The 16,569-nt window shown below is 54.7% G+C and carries 14 protein-coding genes; 6 read left to right on the top strand and 8 right to left on the bottom strand.

What is annotated here, in order from left to right:
* Nucleotides 1-37: 37 nt before the first annotated feature.
* Entirely contained in the window at nt 38-454 is a 417-nt protein-coding gene (gene arr, locus NC979_RS15800; protein WP_190517216.1) for an NAD(+)--rifampin ADP-ribosyltransferase, read from the bottom strand.
* Nucleotides 455-919: 465 nt separating this feature from the next.
* Between arr and NC979_RS15795 the strand changes: the two genes are divergently transcribed.
* Nucleotides 920-3,238, top strand: a complete 2,319-nt coding sequence (locus NC979_RS15795; RefSeq protein ID WP_190517213.1) for a hypothetical protein — start codon at nt 920-922, stop codon at nt 3,236-3,238.
* A gap of 44 nt (nt 3,239-3,282) precedes the next feature.
* Here NC979_RS15795 and NC979_RS15790 read toward each other — a convergent pair whose 3' ends face one another.
* A complete protein-coding gene (locus tag NC979_RS15790; protein ID WP_190517211.1) occupies nt 3,283-3,711 on the bottom strand; it encodes a hypothetical protein in 429 nt (142 codons plus the stop codon).
* 378 nt (nt 3,712-4,089) lie between these two features.
* Between NC979_RS15790 and NC979_RS15785 the strand changes: the two genes are divergently transcribed.
* Nucleotides 4,090-4,305, top strand: a complete 216-nt coding sequence (locus tag NC979_RS15785) for a Nif11-like leader peptide family natural product precursor (protein ID WP_190517209.1) — start codon at nt 4,090-4,092, stop codon at nt 4,303-4,305.
* A gap of 125 nt (nt 4,306-4,430) precedes the next feature.
* Here NC979_RS15785 and NC979_RS15780 read toward each other — a convergent pair whose 3' ends face one another.
* The 3 genes from NC979_RS15780 to NC979_RS15770 all read right to left on the bottom strand — a co-directional run bounded on the left by NC979_RS15780 (nt 4,431) and on the right by NC979_RS15770 (nt 7,343).
* Entirely contained in the window at nt 4,431-4,979 is a 549-nt protein-coding gene (locus NC979_RS15780) for a hypothetical protein (RefSeq protein WP_190517206.1), read from the bottom strand.
* A 406-nt stretch (nt 4,980-5,385) separates the two neighbouring features.
* Nucleotides 5,386-6,585 carry a hypothetical protein gene (locus NC979_RS15775; protein ID WP_190517204.1) on the bottom strand — a complete coding sequence of 400 codons (1,200 nt, stop codon included), beginning with the start codon at nt 6,583-6,585 and terminating at the stop codon, nt 5,386-5,388.
* A 137-nt stretch (nt 6,586-6,722) separates the two neighbouring features.
* On the bottom strand, nt 6,723-7,343 hold the full coding sequence (locus NC979_RS15770) for a hypothetical protein (RefSeq protein WP_190517201.1): 621 nt from the start codon (nt 7,341-7,343) through the stop codon (nt 6,723-6,725).
* A gap of 441 nt (nt 7,344-7,784) precedes the next feature.
* Here NC979_RS15770 and NC979_RS15765 point away from each other — a divergent pair, with 441 nt between their 5' ends.
* The 4 genes from NC979_RS15765 to NC979_RS15750 all read left to right on the top strand — a co-directional run bounded on the left by NC979_RS15765 (nt 7,785) and on the right by NC979_RS15750 (nt 10,736).
* Nucleotides 7,785-8,090, top strand: coding sequence for a hypothetical protein (locus tag NC979_RS15765; protein WP_190517199.1), 306 nt, complete (start codon nt 7,785-7,787; stop codon nt 8,088-8,090).
* A 507-nt stretch (nt 8,091-8,597) separates the two neighbouring features.
* The gene (locus NC979_RS15760; RefSeq protein ID WP_190517196.1) at nt 8,598-9,146 is read left to right on the top strand and encodes a methylated-DNA--[protein]-cysteine S-methyltransferase; all 549 of its coding nucleotides are present in this window, start codon (nt 8,598-8,600) and stop codon (nt 9,144-9,146) included.
* Between the two features lie 274 nt (nt 9,147-9,420).
* Entirely contained in the window at nt 9,421-10,416 is a 996-nt protein-coding gene (locus NC979_RS15755) for an aldo/keto reductase (protein WP_190517193.1), read from the top strand.
* A 155-nt stretch (nt 10,417-10,571) separates the two neighbouring features.
* Nucleotides 10,572-10,736 carry a DUF1328 domain-containing protein gene (locus tag NC979_RS15750; RefSeq protein WP_190517191.1) on the top strand — a complete coding sequence of 55 codons (165 nt, stop codon included), beginning with the start codon at nt 10,572-10,574 and terminating at the stop codon, nt 10,734-10,736.
* Between the two features lie 208 nt (nt 10,737-10,944).
* Here NC979_RS15750 and NC979_RS15745 read toward each other — a convergent pair whose 3' ends face one another.
* From NC979_RS15745 to NC979_RS15735, 3 genes are all read right to left on the bottom strand, one after another.
* Nucleotides 10,945-12,465, bottom strand: coding sequence for a glycosyltransferase family 2 protein (locus NC979_RS15745; RefSeq protein ID WP_190517189.1), 1,521 nt, complete (start codon nt 12,463-12,465; stop codon nt 10,945-10,947).
* A 264-nt stretch (nt 12,466-12,729) separates the two neighbouring features.
* Entirely contained in the window at nt 12,730-14,724 is a 1,995-nt protein-coding gene (locus NC979_RS15740) for a DUF3685 domain-containing protein (RefSeq protein ID WP_190517186.1), read from the bottom strand.
* Nucleotides 14,721-16,544, bottom strand: a complete 1,824-nt coding sequence (locus NC979_RS15735) for a hypothetical protein (protein ID WP_190517183.1) — start codon at nt 16,542-16,544, stop codon at nt 14,721-14,723. The genes NC979_RS15740 and NC979_RS15735 overlap by 4 nt, the downstream gene beginning before the upstream one ends.
* Nucleotides 16,545-16,569 lie beyond the last annotated feature (25 nt).

Below are 16,569 nucleotides of genomic sequence, written 5' to 3'. Positions count from 1 at the left end.
TTGGGTTACGCTGGCGCTCCACACAACTTATAGAACCTCAATCCTCGATCGCCTCAACACCAAGCTGCTTAAGTCGCTCAAGGTTGTCGTGCATGGCTTTGAGCTGTTCGGGGGAGTGCCCCTGCCAATCTGTGATCTCGCCCGTGACCCGAAGCGGATCGTGGGTGCGGTATGACTTGGTCGGGTTGCCGGGGAATTTCTTGTCAGTCAGATTGGGGTCGTCTTCGATTGGGCCAGTTGGTTTCAAGATGTAAATTCTGCCAGGCGCTTCACCAAGAGCTAGCTCGGCCCCCCAGATGGCCGCATCTAAGGTGGCGGTTAGATAAACGTAGGCTGCTTTTTTCTGCTTGCCGTAGTTAGAGTTATAGCCGGGCACGATTAGGTCGCCTGGCTTAAGGTTGGCCTTTGTGCCGTGATAGAAACGCTGCGAATTTAGGTCGTTGATGGCTGACATTGGCTCGCTCCTCATACTATTTGGCACCGATGCTCACGATCGCACCATAGGCCATCAGTCCTTTAGATTTTCTTGCGTTAGATCGAGAAAGTTGTCGAGAATTTTGGTTTCGGTCATCTTAGAAGAGAGGTATTCCAGCACTTCTTCAATAGCTTTTGCGGCAGAGCCTAAATATAGCGGCTGAGTTAATAAGTTTACCGTTCCAAATAAACAACTGGCACAAACATAGCTATAGCTGCGATCGCAAATACGTCAATTGTAGTTAGGGCACCTCGGCTCAATCAGTCTTGTTTGCAAAGTAGGTAATCCAAAGCCCTTGACTCCTCGTGCTTGTTCTTAACAAGTTTTGAATTTCTGAGATTTCCTTTATACATCCGATCGCAGGGCTTTGTAATGTTTCTGTTTTCTCAAGGGTTGAAAACGCTGAGTGCCGTCGCGTGTTTAGTGGCACTTTGTCCGGCTGCTTTGGCCGTTCAAATTAGTCAAGCTACTGCCCCAGCGGTGATGCCTCCAGCAAGCAGTGCGATCGATTGTGCAACAGAGCAAACTCAGCTAGAGCAGTCTGTCGCAAATGGACTGGTTGATCAGGCGCGGCAGCATGTCAACGATGGGCAGACCGAGGCAGCTGCGATCGCCCTAGCTCAAGCGTTTGAAGCGATCGGGCAGGTGGAGGATGTTGGAGCCAAAGTTACGTTGCTTGATCAAATTATCAACAGCTATGAAGGTAGTGCCGATCGCAGTCTGTTAGAGCAACTGGTCAATCAGGCTAATCCACCGCAGCGGCAGCAGGTTGCCGCCGTTTTGCCGCAGGCGGTGCAGGTCACGCAGAGCTTAAGCAGCGGCTATAGTGCCATAAAAACTCGAACTCTCACCTCGATCGCCCGTTACTACGGCATCTTGGAGCAGCCGCAGCAAGCTCAACCCGTTTTGACTAAGGCCTTGCAAGCAAGCCAGTCGATTAGCGGCGCAGAGTTTCAAACCAAAGCGTTGACCGACATTGCTCAAGTTTATGTGGCGATTCGTCAGCTGCAAGCGGCTGTTCCTATCTTGGCGCAGTCGCTTCAGTTTGCTCAAGCTGCTACCTATCCCGATGCCAACCGCAGGGCATGGGCGCTAGAGCCAATCGCTCGACTCTATGCTCAGCTTGGCGAACCCGATCGCGCCCTACAAGTCGCGCAGCAGATTGAGGATGCTCCTTATTACCAGTCCATCGCTATGATCGCTGTGATCGATGAATACTTGAAGGCTGGACAGCTCAATCAAGGTGGACAACTCAATCAAACTAGACTACTTGATCGTGCTGTTGCGATCGCCTTAGATATACCGGCGGATGACCAGAGAGCCATCATTCTCGGTGCGATCGCTGGTCGGTATGCTGGAGCCAGACAACCTGATCGCGCCGCTGAACTGTTGGGTCAGGCGCTAGAAATTAGCGCTCGCACTCGCACCACAGTTTCTGAACGAGAGCAGGCAGCCGTTGCGATCATTGTGCGGTATGCCGCAGCGGGGCAACGTGATGATGCCCTGCGTTTCGTTGGAGATTTTGACGACCCAACGGCGAAAGCAACCGGGTACGGCGCGATCGCCTTGCTCTATGCCGAAGCCGGACAGACCGAGCGCGCTCAAGCTGCCTTAACTCAGGCAGTGCAAAACATTGCTGCGATCGCAGACATTAGTAGCCGCAACCTGGTCAGACAGCAGTTGATCGATCAGGCAGTGCAGAGCGGATATTACGATCTGGCGTTGCAGGTGGTGCAGACGGTCGATCTTGCAGAAGAACCAGAACAGACATCCGTATCCTATAGTCGCGCTCAGGATCTAACCCAGCTTGCTAATCAAGCGATCGCCGCTAACCGCTATGATGATGCTCTGAAAATTGCGCAGGCTATTTCACCAACCTATGTTGAGTGGCGCGATCGCCTATTTTTGCAAATTGCTCGTGGTTTTGCCGAGGCTGGAGAGTTTGATCGTGCTCAAGCCATTGCCCAGGAAAATGTTGATCCTGGCTTTCAGGCTCAAGTTTTTGCGGTTGTTGCGGCCCAGGTTCAGCTGGTTGTTCAACAAATTGACCCAGCGACTGAACTGTTTAACCAGTCTGTTCAGCTGGCCAACACAATTGATTCTGCTGCTGAAAAAGCCGAAGTGCTCAGGGCGATCGCAGATGAACACTTTAGAGCCAATCAACCCGAAGCAGCGACGCAACTATTGAATCAAGCGGTTGAGCTGGTGAAAACGATCGAAGATGAGGAAAGTCGTCTTTCTACGCTACAGGCAATTTCTGCACAATTTTCCGCTGCCAAGCAACATCAGGCCGCGATTCAGGTGACGGACGCTATTCTTGATGCACCCGTGCGCCGTTCTGCCGCAATCGCTGAGGCGATCGCGGCAGCAATTGAGGGCGGGGACCTATCAACTGCACTCGCGACGCTAAACCGTTTGGACGACCCAGCCACAAAAACAACTCTGCTGCTTAAAATCGCCGATCGCTACACCCAGCTGGGTCAGCGATCGCAAGCGGCAAGTTCTTTGGCTCAGGCCTTTCAGATAGCGCAAACCATTCCCGGTGAGGAATCGCAGACCATTAACGTTCGAGGTGGTGAAAATCCGTTATCCGTTGAAGACGAGCAAGATCGAGGCAGCTTGTTGGCGGCGATCGCGCTGAAATATGCTCAGATTGGTCAGGAGCAGCAATCGCTGCAAGTCGCTCAAGCTTTGCAAGATCCTGCTGGTCGTAATGCCTTGATTCTGCGACTACGTTGTTATGGGGCTACGCCAGCACAGTGAGTGCACGATCTTGGTCGAGCCGCGTTGTTGGGTGCAACGCCCCGTTAGGGCATGCGCGCGTCGGTGTCGGCGAACTCGGTCGCTACACGGCGATAGACCTGGAAGTTGCGGGTTCGGCGGCCGGTGGTGTCTGTCTGCTCTTGCACAACTGCCAGCAACGAGCCGTCTTTGGAGGCGACCCGGCGTGCCGATGCGATCGCTACACCACCGGCTAGCGCGGTGCTGTCGAGGGTGTGTGCATCGACCCGCGTTAGCGTGTGGGCGTCGGGGCCGTCGGTGGGAGCGTCTGGCAATGCGGGAAGCGGGTGTGGGGTTCCGTCTGCTTGGCCGCCAAAGGTGATTTCGTTCGCTGGACCGTTGGGTTCGATCTGCCAGCGCACGTGCAGGGTGAGCACGCCAGGGGCTGACTCGGCGATCGTATAGCGACCACTCGCTGGGGGGGTAGCGGCCTCGTATAACGACAGTTCGGGCACGAGCTCCCATGTACCGAGATATTGGTCGATGGGCATCACTGTCTCCAAGGTGGTAAATGTGGTGCGCTCTAACTATAAATAAGTATTGGATCTGTCAGCTAAACTTTTTCGTTAGGTGGCTGCTGGGATTTGGGCGCGGCGATCGCGCATGGATGGGTAAAGGAACTTTTGCGCTTAGGGTATGTTGTTTGGCAAGAAAACTATCAGAGGGTTGAATTATGCTGGCGCTTCACCCAACCTGCAAGCTCAACAGAGAACTTTACAATTGGGACTTCCGCTCATTGTCGATATCTTGAAAGGATAGTAGAATCTGCTTGAAGCCTGTAATGGTTTCTCTTTTTAAGATATAAGCAGCTAATAAAAATAGGAATTTCTGATATGGCTTTAGATCAACTTGAAGCATTTTTAAAGAAAATGAAGTCTGACCCTGCACTTAAAAATGAGGTGCTCGGAGCATCAACTGCAGATGATGTTGCGCGAATAGCACTAAAACTTGGTTTTGAATTTTCAGGTGATGAATTACTGAGAATGTCAGGAAAGAACTTTGGCGGAGTTACTGTTGTAAAAACCGTTCTTCCTGGGGAGTATAATTAAACGCTTTTTGAATATATGATCATACAAGTTAGCTAGTAGGTTGGGAATAAAACTCTGCTGAGATTGCTGGGTTTCTTTGTGAACTCAACCTACAAGAGATCTGCGATCGTACTGCTCCTTGGCACTCAATAACCTGGCTTCGCCTGGATAAGCTGAAGAACTTGGTTATCTTGCCCGATTATCTTTAATTCATCCACCTTGACACCAACAGCTTGGATTGGCGCGTCAAAGACGAATAAGCCGTTAGTCACCTCATTGCTCAGAGTTCTCCCATCACTTAATTTTGCTTCCATCACAGCCACTTCTGCCGAGCGGCTTCGGCCAAGCAGAATAAGCGAAGTATGCACACTTTGGGTAGGGCCAAAGTGAATATAGTCAATCAACTCCGTTGAAACGGCCTCAGAAGATTCATAGCTAAAGGTTCCTCCATTCGGAGGGGCCCACCAAACACCCCAAGGCAAACGCGAAGCGCGAACATACGCTCCCTCTGGAGGGGTTGGCCAGCCCTGGCAAACCACAATTGCGGTCGTCGGCGTCTGTTGTTGCGCTTTTATAGCGGGGGCATGTTTACACAACCCATCTCGCCTGGCGGCTCGTTCCGGCGTGAGTCCCCAATCATCTATTAACCAAAGACACCAAATTACTGCAATCACGCTAAGCGGAGCTAGCAGCATGATTGCCCAGCTGGTTCCTTTAAGTACTCTCGACATCTTGCGAAACCTACCTGGTGCGGCCAATTCACAAACTATGCTTAATGACTGACTCTCACTACACCAGTTCCCAAGAGCTCTACTTAAGGGCTTGGACCATGACTCACCGCACAATGGTAGGGTGAAAATAGAACTTTCTGGGATTGTTGAGTTTACTTCGTCAACTCAACCTACAAGAGAGCTGCGATCGCACTGAGATTTGGGTGCGGGCGATCGCGCATGATGGGTGAAGGAATTTGTGCGCTTAGGGTAGATTGTTGTGCAAGAAAACTATCAGGGGAGTTGGGTTCCGCTGGCGCTTCACTCAACCTACAGTAGCTATCAGAAAGCATCATCGGAAGCCACCTAAAATAGCTTCAGCTAAATTAAGTCACATAAACTTTAACATTGCCTCAGCCTTTTCACCTGCCCTATTTTTGCTTAGGAAAAGCATTGAAATATCACCGTCAGAGCTGATTTTCACTGGAATTCCCTCATAAAGATATGCTGATCGTGCCGCAGTTGTTCTAGCTCCAGCTAGATCACCTGCGTCATCATGAGTTGCAATCATTGCACCGAAGGCAAGCACATTCTTGTCATCAAACACTACGGCTCCGTCTATGCCAGCAATTTCTAGAAGGAGCCTCTTCTTTCTCTTCTCATAACTAATGTTACCCATTTCAATGGGGTATACAGCAGGTCTTAACATTGATCTAGCGCTGTCTGAAGTCGCTCCTGGCTTAATGATTGATCCCTTATTAATGATTTTGTCAACGACCTTGTGTTGAGGGTCGTATATCAAAAGGGCACCGTGTCGACGATAGCTTAGATCAAAAACAAGATCGAACAGGTTACAACCAACTCTGTAATTTCCAGTAATATCTGTTATGGAGTTCTTGAAAGTATAAACTGAGTAGATGTACCAATTGCCTTTTCTATACGCAGCAAGCATTCCAGAACGATTTAGAATAAGAATGTCATGGCGCGCAGTTAAATGAAATGAAAATTCATTCCTCTCGAGGCGTGAAACAAAGGGCTGAACAAAATCAGGACTAAATTTATATTCAGAGGGCTCAGTAGTTTCATGCCAAGCCACCTGTTCATAATTAATGTATCGGCTAGAGTAGTCTACTCGAAAAAAAGCGTTCTGGCTGGATGCTAGCGGATCAATTATTTTTTGTATCGAATCTTGTGTGATATCGAGTGTACCAACTCCAGAACTAACTATAAGATTCAGAGAGATAGGCTGGTTCTCATAAGTGCGAAACCTAAGTCCTTCAGCATAAGCAAGTAACTTGTCCCATTCAACACTAGGAGCCTGACTTGATAACCAAAACAAAACCAGGTCTTCTCTAATTTTTCCAAGTGCACTCGGGGTGGGCGTTGTTGGCATTAGTGAAAGCCAGTTAGGTAACTGAGCCTCAGCAAAATCATAGAGTTTGTGAAGATCAGGCGTTAAAGACCTATGACAGCAAAAATGAACCGTAGTAGAATCGTATGAGAGTGAATATGCTTGAGAGCCTACAGTACCTAAATACCACTGTGGAATAGTATCAATGATTGTTTGAAGTACAGTTTCTACTTTATTCAATTTTTTCCTCTAGTTTTGAAGTCTTTTATTGCGCGTACTATCGTCTAAAAACTACCTGTATAAGAATTTTTTGCGTTTCCCATGAATATTACTTAACATAAAACCCGGTTCGTTAACTCATGTTTGCATAACCAGATCTACTGTAGATTAATAGGAAAAGTTACTTTCAGGTTTGCTATCTTCTCAAAATATTCTAACTTCCTTCGGAAATACATTTTTTGGAGTATCCAGGCAGTTCCTCCGACTGCTGTACCAACTATAGAGGCCCAGATCCACGAGATGGAAGAAAAAAGTGCAGCAAAAATAATAGCGACACTTGCAACGTTAATAGCAAAGACAGTTACTTCTGCACCCCTATAAGCAAGACTGCTAGGCAGGTTAATTCGGGGAAGGGAATCGTTTGCTTCAAAGGGTAAGTAGAGTTTGATGTTTTCTGCTTGATCAAGAAAATATCGCCTAACTTTTCCTGCACGTCTATACAGCCTGATAATGTTTATGGCTTGATTAACTGAATGATCTAGGGTAAGCAAGCCAACAATGAGAATAAATGAAAATGTCCCTATGACTATATAGCGTGCAGCCTCTTTCGGCATAAGACTTAGTACTCCCGGAATGCTTGCAATTGTTGCCGCTACTATAACAAGATAGAAGTTCACGCTACTTGCTTTTGACTGCTCGATCTGAACCGCTCGTTGTTGAATTGCGTTGAACTCCGCTAATAGAAATTCAGCTCCAATACTTTTGTCACTACTTGCCATTTTTTACTCTTTTCTTCTGCGGTGTTTCACTGATTTAGTTCTTGATAAATTAGAGCCTGAATTATTTATTTCTTGCTCAAAGGTATTCTAAAACTAAAATCTATATGCATAATATGCTTGTCATTGATACTAAATAAATAGCTGCAATAAGTTTACAGAGGCAATGTATAAAAATTCGGCTTCACGGTTGACGGGGAGCGATCGCACCACTATCCTCTTACATTAAGCCGTTCAGCCAGAGCGGTGACCACGCAGAGCTCGAAAATCTTAGCGCTGCCGGTCGGTGCCGTTAACACCAACAGACAGCTAACCCCGCAAATCTTGCACGCAGATTGCGAGGCTAGGCTCATCGTACCCTAGCCCCCTCAGTTTGCACTTCAGCTGCGGGTGGCTGGGGTTTTCGCGTTCTGTTTCTTTCCATCCACAAAGGAAACAGAACCCATGTTTGAATATCTCGAACCCGATGCCAGCGATGACCAAGAGACCGAATCCCTGCCGCTGCCGCCATCTGGGGCAGCTAGCAAAGGCACCCGGTCCCTAAACCCCGAGAAAGTGCGTCACATGCTTTACGGCAGCCTCGCCGGCATCGATCGCACCATCAAAATCCTCCACGCCCTCGGCTACACCGACCCCAATGACTGGAGCGACCCCATCCCCATGCCGCCCAACAGCGACACCATTGGGGTCACCTCATCAGGAGGCACCATCTGGATGGCGATCGCCACCAAAACCGTGCTGATTGAGTAACGCCCACCGCCATACCCGACGGCACACCCCTCTGCCGTCGGGCATGGCCACCAACATCAAGCCACTCCCCCGCGACTCGGCATACTGAGCAGCCCGTTTAACAAACTAAGATCGCTGCAAAGCAAACTGGCACAGCAGTTTAGCTTACTGAGGCCAATGTAAAGCGAAGTGGCACAGCAGTTTAGCTTGCAGAGGCTGCTGCAAAGCAAACTGGCACAGCTGTTTAACGAAGTGGCACAGCAGTTTAGCGTGTTGAGGTCGCTGTTTAGCGAAGTGGCACAGCTGTTTAGCTTACTCAAGCCGCTGCAAAGCAAAGTGGCACAGCAGTTTAATGCTTGTAAAGGGCAAATTGCCAATTGCGCACCGCAGTTTCTTAAACTGACCCAGCACTGTAGCCCTGGCCCACTACCATGCACCCCCGCATTAAACCTATTTAGTGCAGCATTTTGCCTAACACCTGGCTCTAAAATACCTGCATACACCGCCCACCCAGCCGGCAGAATCCCCGTGCCCACCGAACTCTGGATCGACACCCTGCCCTCTGCGATCGGCGACATTCTGCTGGTGTCAGATGGTGCGTCGCTCTGCGCCCTCGACTTCGCCGACTACGAAACTCGCCTCCTGACCTTGCTCAAAAAGCGGTTTGCAGCGGTAACGCTAACACCCAGCACCAACCCCCAGGGCTTTAGCGATCGCCTCAAAGCCTACCTCGCGGGCGATCTGCACAGTTTCGACGCCGTGCCCGTCAGCCCAGGGGGCACCGCCTTTCAGCAGCAGGTGTGGCTAGCGCTGCGCCAAATTCCCGCTGGCACCGTGGCCACCTACGGCGAACTGGCGAAAACACTGGGCCAACCCACAGCCTATCGAGCAGTGGGCATGGCCAACTCACTCAACCCCATCGCGATCGCCCTGCCCTGCCATCGCGTCGTCGGCACCAAAGGCCAACTCACCGGCTACGCAGGTGGCCTAGAGCGCAAACAATGGCTGCTGCACCACGAAGGCGTCTATTTGGCCAACCCAGGCTCAATCCAGCAAGAACTAGCGCTCGGGCTTTAGCTATTGCGTCGGTTCAGTAAGATCGCAAAGTTCCAGCCCCTCTCCCCCAGCCCCTCTCCCAGAGAGGAGAGGGGAGCCGGACCTCTCAAAGTCCCTCTCCCAACTTGGGAGAGGGATTTAGGGTGTAGCTTGCTTCCCGCAGGGTGGGCCACGAAGGCTTCAATCTGGCCAACCGAGGTGCGATTCAACAAGAATTGTCGCTCGGGCTTTAGCTACCTATCGGGGCGACCCAGCCTGGAATAATGGGAGATAGCCGTTTCCTTTGGCACCACCCATGACCACGTCTGCACCGGATCTGCGATCGCCCCTCACCCTGCCCGAGATGGGCTGCGGCACCTGGGCCTGGGGCAACCGGCTGCTGTGGGGCTACGACCCCACTATGGATGGCGAACTGCAACAGGTCTTTAACCACTGCCTCAGCCACGGCGTCACCTTATTCGACAGCGGCGACTCCTACGGCACCGGACGGCTCAACGGCCGCAGCGAAGTCTTGCTGGGGCAGTTTGCCCAAAGCTACACGGGGCCAAATCAAGATTCCCTCTGCCTGGCGACGAAGCTAGCCGCCTACCCCTGGCGTCTCACCGCCGGGTCGGTAGTGAAAGCCGGAGCCGCCTCCGTCGAGCGGCTAGGTCGCCCCATTGACCTAGCCCAGATGCACTGGTCTACCGCCAACTACGCTCCCTGGCAAGAAGGACCGTTTCTCGATGGGCTAATAGAGCTGTGCGTGCAGGGAAAGGCACGGGCCATTGGGTTATCGAACTTTGGCCCCAAGCGGCTTAAGCTGGCCCACCAGCGGCTTCAAGATCGGGGGCTGGCGATCGCCACGCTGCAAGTGCAGTATTCGCTGCTGTCAACCTACCCCGTGACCGAGCTAGGCCTCAAAGATCTCTGCGACGAACTGGGCATTCGCCTAATCGCCTATAGCCCCCTGGCTCTAGGATTGCTGACCGGCAAATACTCGGCTCAGGGGCCGTTTCCCTCTGGCCTGCGAGGCCTGTTGTTTCGCCGACTGCTGCCCAAAATTCAGCCGCTGCTGGAGGTGCTGGGGGCGATCGCTGCCCATCGCCAAAAAACCTCGGCTCAAGTAGCCCTCAACTGGTGCATTTGCAAAGGCACAATGCCGATTCCAGGGGCCAAAACCCTAGCTCAAGCGCAGCAGAATACCGATGCCCTGGGCTGGCGGCTAGACGCTGGAGAAATTGAAGAGCTAGATCGAGCAGCCAACCGCAGCGACGGTCGCATGGTGCAGAACAACTTTCAGTCTCGCTAGCCTATTCCTTTAGATAGATATGGATGATTTTTGCCTACATCGTTAACTAGAGATTAAGAGTAGCCGCAGGGGAGATGCGCGGTGACTTACCGGTCTCGATAATGGTCGCATCAGGCAAGGCAGTTGAGTTCCTATCCCAGTTTTGGAGAACCCCCATGCTGCGTTACGCGTTGCTTTTTTTAGTTGTCGCTTTGATTGCCGCGTTCTTTGGGTTTAGTGGTGTAGCCGGCACCGCCGCAGGCATCGCCCAACTTTTGTTCTACATTTTCCTGGCTATCTTTGTCGTGTCGCTGGTTATGAATCTCGTCAAGCGCGCCTAGGCTTTTGAAGCCAGCGAGCGATCAGCAACAGACTTGTTTTGCGCGAATGATTCCCCCTTTGCTTAACGGCGAAAGGGGATTTTTTTGGGCATAAACCCACCTACAGGTCAGAAAAGTCAGCCTGGCCTATGGACCGGTTGGTTGGCAGGTTGAACGTCCGACCCTGCCGACCTTTCCCTGGCTACTTGGCCAACCTGTTAGCTCCCCACTACTTCGCCCCGCGCAGGGCCACCATCCACCGGTTGGGCTTGCTCTTGGTGCGGGCCGTGACCCGCCAAACCCGACTGCCGCTGAGATGGTTAACCACTGCCACCATGCCAATCAGCGCTTTAAGCCAAAAGTAGACCGGCGACAGCACGCAGTAGAGCAGGCCGTGGCGACGGGTGTAGGCCGACTCCTTGGGGCGCAGCAGCATGGCGACCGACACCTGCAGCACCACGCTCAGAGTCAATAACCCCATCAGCACCAGGTTGAGGTTTTCAAAATTGAGGTCGCGATCGCGGCCGCTGAGGTGAATGCTGAGCAGCATCGGCACCACCTGCCACACCAGCGGATAAAAAAACTGGCTAAAGAGCAGCATCAGCACCCAGTAGGGCTTTTGCACGGCATCTAACCGGGGCGATCGCGCTACGCGACCTAGGTGCAAACCCGCTACCTCTAGCCAACCCTGACTCCACCGCTGGCGCTGAAACCACAGCCCGCGCAGGTTATCGGGGGCCAGCTCGGTAGTGACAATTGCCGGGTCATGCACCAGGCGACACCCCCCCAGCAGGCCCCGCACCGTCACGTCAATGTCTTCGGTGAGGCGGGTGTGGTGAAAGCCCAGGTGGCGCAGGGCCGAGGTACGCCAGTAGCCGTTGGAACCACCAAATAGGGCCGTATCAGCCAGCAGCGATCGCCCGTAGTGGCTAATGCCGTAGATGCATTCAAACTCCACCGCAATCAGCTGGGTCAACCAGCTATCTTGGGCGTTGCGAATGATGTTGCGCCCCTGCACCACGTCGTAGCGGCCCTGGTACAGCCAGGCCCAGGCCCGACTGAGACAGTCTGCCGCCGGATGGTGATCGGCGTCAAAGATGCCCGTCATCTCGCCCGCTGCCACCTGAAGGGCGGCGTTGAGGTTTTCGGCCTTAGAGTGGCTGTGGGGGACGGGCAGCAGCACCAGGGCTGGGTAGCGCCGCGCCAGCACCTGCAAGCGGTCTTCTACCGGCAGCCGCGTCGGGGTGTTGTAGGCCAAAATAATCTCCCACCCCTGGGATGGCGGCGTCACCTGGGTCAACCAGTGCAGCAACGTGTCTTCAATGATGTCTTGCTCGTTGGGCAGGTAGGCCGCCACAATCACCGAGACAAAGGGCACCGAGACAAAGGGCGTTGAAACCAGGGGCACCGAAACCACGGGTAGGGCTTCCTGGGGCGGCAGCGACTCTGGCACTACAGACGACAGCCGTTGCTGCCGCACCCGGCACCAGCGCTGCAGCAGTCCTCGATCAAACCAGGGGTTAGACCGACGGCTGCTGTAGATCACAACGGCGGTTTCGGCGTTGATGATCACCAGACCAATCAGTGAAACGGCCAGTAAGGCCCATTGCAGTATCCCCAGGCTATGACCGTAGTCAAGAGCAGCAACGTATACCGCCATCGGTATGCACAGCAGCCAGAGGCTCAACCACAGTAGCCGTCTGGCGTTGGCCAGAACAGGCTCAGCAAACAGCGCCAAGCTCGACTTCATAGGCGGGGATTAACTCCTTACTTGATTAGGTGGAAAAGCCAGCAAACTGACGACATATCTTTGCCGCTAACAACCATGAAACACTGTACCAGCCCAGCCAGGGTGAGCTGATATAGGTGCCATAGATACCTGTAAATCCCTCGTAAGCAGCTTGCACCTGCTGATTGTCCCAAAAAAAAGTAAATTTTGGATGACCCGTTGGAGCGATTGCTAGCACTGGCACCCTCGGCGATCGGAACAAAGTTGAAGTACTCGAAGTCACAGCTAGTCTCGCAGGTCACTTTCTTGGGCATCGCGGCGGTAGCGAGGGTCGCGCCAGGCACCGCCGACCCCGCGCAAAATGCCCCGGCCAATTAGCCCAATGCCCCGGCCAATCACGTCGGTCAGCACGTACACAATACCGCTGCCCACCAGCGAAACCGCCGAGCGAAACCGGGGGGCGATCGCATCGCGCGCCTCCACCGCCAAGGTTACCGCCCGCTGCAGGCCCGAAAGCTGCTCCAATTCCTCCCGCCGGGGCACATAGATTGTCTGGTGCTGGATGCCCCGCTCGGTAAAGCCAAACAGCCGGTGCTGGCTCTCAAAAATCGCTCGGGGTTCATTGATCAGCCCATCCCAACGGTAGCGCCAGGAAAGGTCGTTGCGAAAGCGCTCAATGTCGCGGCTGGTCATCATGCGGCGGTGGTAGAGGTTTTTCTTCATCAGCTCCACGTCGGCAAAATGGTTGAGCATGGGCTGCACCACGGCGTTGGCTAGCTGAATCACCAGGTGCTCTAGCAACTCTTGGCTGCGGGCCATCGCCTCGGGAGTCGCGGCCTGGTAAAGGCCGCCGTCCACCACCATCGACTCGTTAAATAGCAGATGCCCCAGCAGCATCGGTACCAGGGGCAGCCGGTCTAAAATCGCTGCCTGCACTACGGGGGCCTCGGTCAGCAGGGTCGGCACCACGGGCTGCTCTAGGGTATTGACCTGAAGAGTGTAGTAGCGGCCAAAGAAATCGGTTACGGCAGCCTGCCACAGGTCTTGCAGCACCAGGGAGCTTTTTTCAGGCAGCTGCCCCGGCAGCACTTGGGCCTCACGGAGGTAGGCAAGGGCGTCTTCAACCTTGCGCAGCACTAGGTAGAGCAGCTCCCGCTTTTTGTCGTCGCGCAGAATGTCAGACTCTAGCGGCACATCGCTGGTGTTGTCTAGCAGCCCCTGCAATTTGCGAAACACCCGCTCAAACACCAGAGTAGCCAGGTCGCCCTGGTTGAGGGCCAGGCGATCTTGGGTGGCGATTCCGGTACGGCTACTTGTTTCGAGTCGGTACCCGAACGCTTCGCGATTCGCTAGGGCATCCCGCGGTCGTTGCGTTGGCCTAACTCTGGCTTCCGGTGACCCTGGCGGCACCCCGTTCTCCCAGGGAGAAGACAGCTCCCCTGGTTCCGTTCGGGGTCGCACAACGGGACGCTCAACAGGCTGCCCCTGGTCAGAGAAGTCAGGGGTGGCCAGCAGCCGCCGCACCAGCCAGCGGGCTGCCCGCAGTTCACGGTAGCGCCCCGCCAGCACCGCCTCCGACAGCAGCGAGCCGCGCCCGCGTCGCTGCTCTGCTTCGATCTGGGCCATCACGGCCTCAATTTGCTGCACCGACGATCGCCGCATGCTGATGCGTAGGGCGGCTAGGGCATTGGGTACCGGTAAACTTCTTCCAGCAGCGCCCTCCCGCATGGTGATCAAGGGACGCTGACGGCTCGCAATTGGGCTCAGGCCCTTGGTGAGCGGCGGCCTAGACGCGACCAGCTGCTCAATCAGCCGACCGAGATCGGTCACGGCCATACTGCGAGCCCCAAACCCATCGGCCCCCAGCTGCCGGGCTGCCGCAGCTAGCACCGGTTCGGTCTGGGCGCTGAGCACCAGCACCGGCAGAGTTGGATAGCGCGCTTTGATATCGGCGCAGAGGCGCAGCCCCGGCAGCTCATCGGGGCGACCCGCCCCCAGGCCCAGATCGAGAATTACCAAGTCGATGTCGGGACGACGGCTGGGGTCTTGGGTGGCCCAGGCATCGGCCCAGTCAGGGGCAGGCTCTGGAGTCCAGTCGGGAGGGGCGTCCGATCGCGTCTCCAGGCTAGCTCGACTGGCCAAGATCGCCAGGGCATCGTCGGCCTGGGTGGCTTCAGCCACTACAGCGTAGCCAGCGGTTTGCTCCAGCCAGATGCGAAGACCCAGGCGAAACACCGGGTCTTCGTCTACCAGCATGAGTCGCAGGGGGGCCGTCGTCATTGGGGCTCGGTGGAAGAACTGTCGTCTGAGTCATCACCGCCGCCGGGCACAGGGCGACCCTCAGCTTCCCAGATTGACCAGATGTAAGCTCGCTCGGCCGTCCAGAGGGCGATCGCCGCCCTGGCCTCATCGTAGAGCGCTCGCCCCGGCCCAATCTGGCCAGCCAGATTGATCGCTGCCGACAGGCTGCCGCCGTAGGCCAAGTCCTTGGCCTCATCCAAAATCGGTTTGTCCTCGGCGATTTGAATGGTGGATGTCCACTCCTGGATCAGCCCCTGGGCACGGCTGTAGAGGGCGCGATCGGGCTTAATTTTATTCGCCTCGGCGATCGCCTCGGGCAGCTTGTCCTGATTGGCCAGGGCCACCGCCGCATCGAGAACGGGCCGGTCTTCAATCACCTGAATTTCTTTCTGCCACTCGGCGACTAGAGATTGGCTTTCCACCCGCAGGGCGCGCCCTAGCTCAATCTCGCCAGCCTTAGCAATGGCGGCTTGCAGCGCCGCAACGGTGCCGGGTCGGGCCAGGCTGCGGGCCTCGACCAAGATCGGGCGGTCTTCAATGCGCTGCAAATTAAACTGCCATTGGGCAATCAGCGTCTGCCCTTGAATGCGCCGGGGTCGCCCCGTCTCTACCCGCTGGGCCTGGCGAATGGCCCATTCGTAAGTGGTGCGCTGCCCTAGCTTGGCTACCATATCGCTAAACTTCAGCTGTCTTAGATCGGTGAGTTGTTCGACCCACTGCTCCTCTGAGGATAGGTCAGCCTCCGCGTAGGCACTGTTCGCTGGGAGCTGATTGACGGCGCTGATGGCCTCCATTAGCCCAAATAAGTGGCTGTAGCGCGGGGTTAAGCCCTGACTCACCGGCTCAGCCTGACTAGCGAGCGTTTGGGCACGGCTCAGGGCTAGCAGCTCCTGGGCTTCGGGGGCCAGATCGGGGGTGGGGGGTACCACGCTAGCCAGCTCTAGGGCACCGGCGCGATCGCCCACGTCCCAGCGCTCGAGCGCCACATCTAGCACGGTCTTGCTCCAGCGATCGACATCGCTTTCTGCCGCCTGCCACACCTGGGCGCGCAGATCGATGGCGCGGGCCAGCACTACCGCCTGGCGCAAATTCTCAATCTGGTTAGTTTTTGCTAGCTCGCGGGCCTGCAAGAGCTGATTCCACCCCTGCTGCTCTACCTGAAACTGCCGCTGCCAAAACACATACCGCGTTGTCAGCCAGTAGTCGGTCTTGAGGTTTTTAAACTCTTGCAGGTGGGTCTTGGCCAGCTCCCAATCGCTGGCGGCTAGGGCGGGCCTTAGCTTAGCCTCAATGGCTCGGCCCTGCTCCCAGTCTTGTCGCCACTCAAAGATCACCGATTGGGCTGGCTGACGCAGCGGCGTATTCAAAGGAATTTGGTCGGCCAGGGCCACCGCGTCGTCGAGCTTGCCCGCCTGAGCCCAGCGGTTGGCCAGCACCAAAATCTGCTCTGAGGCATCCTTCAAGATTTCCTCGGAATCAGCGTAGTTAGCGTGGGTTTTGGGCCAATTGGCGGTCAGCAACACCGACTGCACCAGATTGTTGGGCTCACCCGTGCGGGCCTGAGCCTTGGCGCAGTAGAGCAGATCGCTGGCTGAATGAAAGGGCGTAATTTGCTCACAGTCGGGCAGCGGCGGAATCCGCGTCAGCCACAGCAGCGCCCAGCCGCAAAATATCCCTGACCCGGTGAGCAAGAGCACCCAGGTCGTTAGCCAAAACCATTCCCAAGGTTTAACCTGGCTGGGCCCATGGCGCTGCCGGTGTCGAGATCTCAGGGGCGATGAAGCCGGTGTCGATGCCATGACGTCAAACTAACCGAGAGCGAGC

The sequence above is a fragment of the Leptolyngbya subtilissima AS-A7 genome, from assembly GCF_039962255.1.
Classification (GTDB): domain Bacteria; phylum Cyanobacteriota; class Cyanobacteriia; order Phormidesmidales; family Phormidesmidaceae; genus Nodosilinea.
This window is presented reverse-complemented; position numbering and strand designations above follow the sequence as displayed.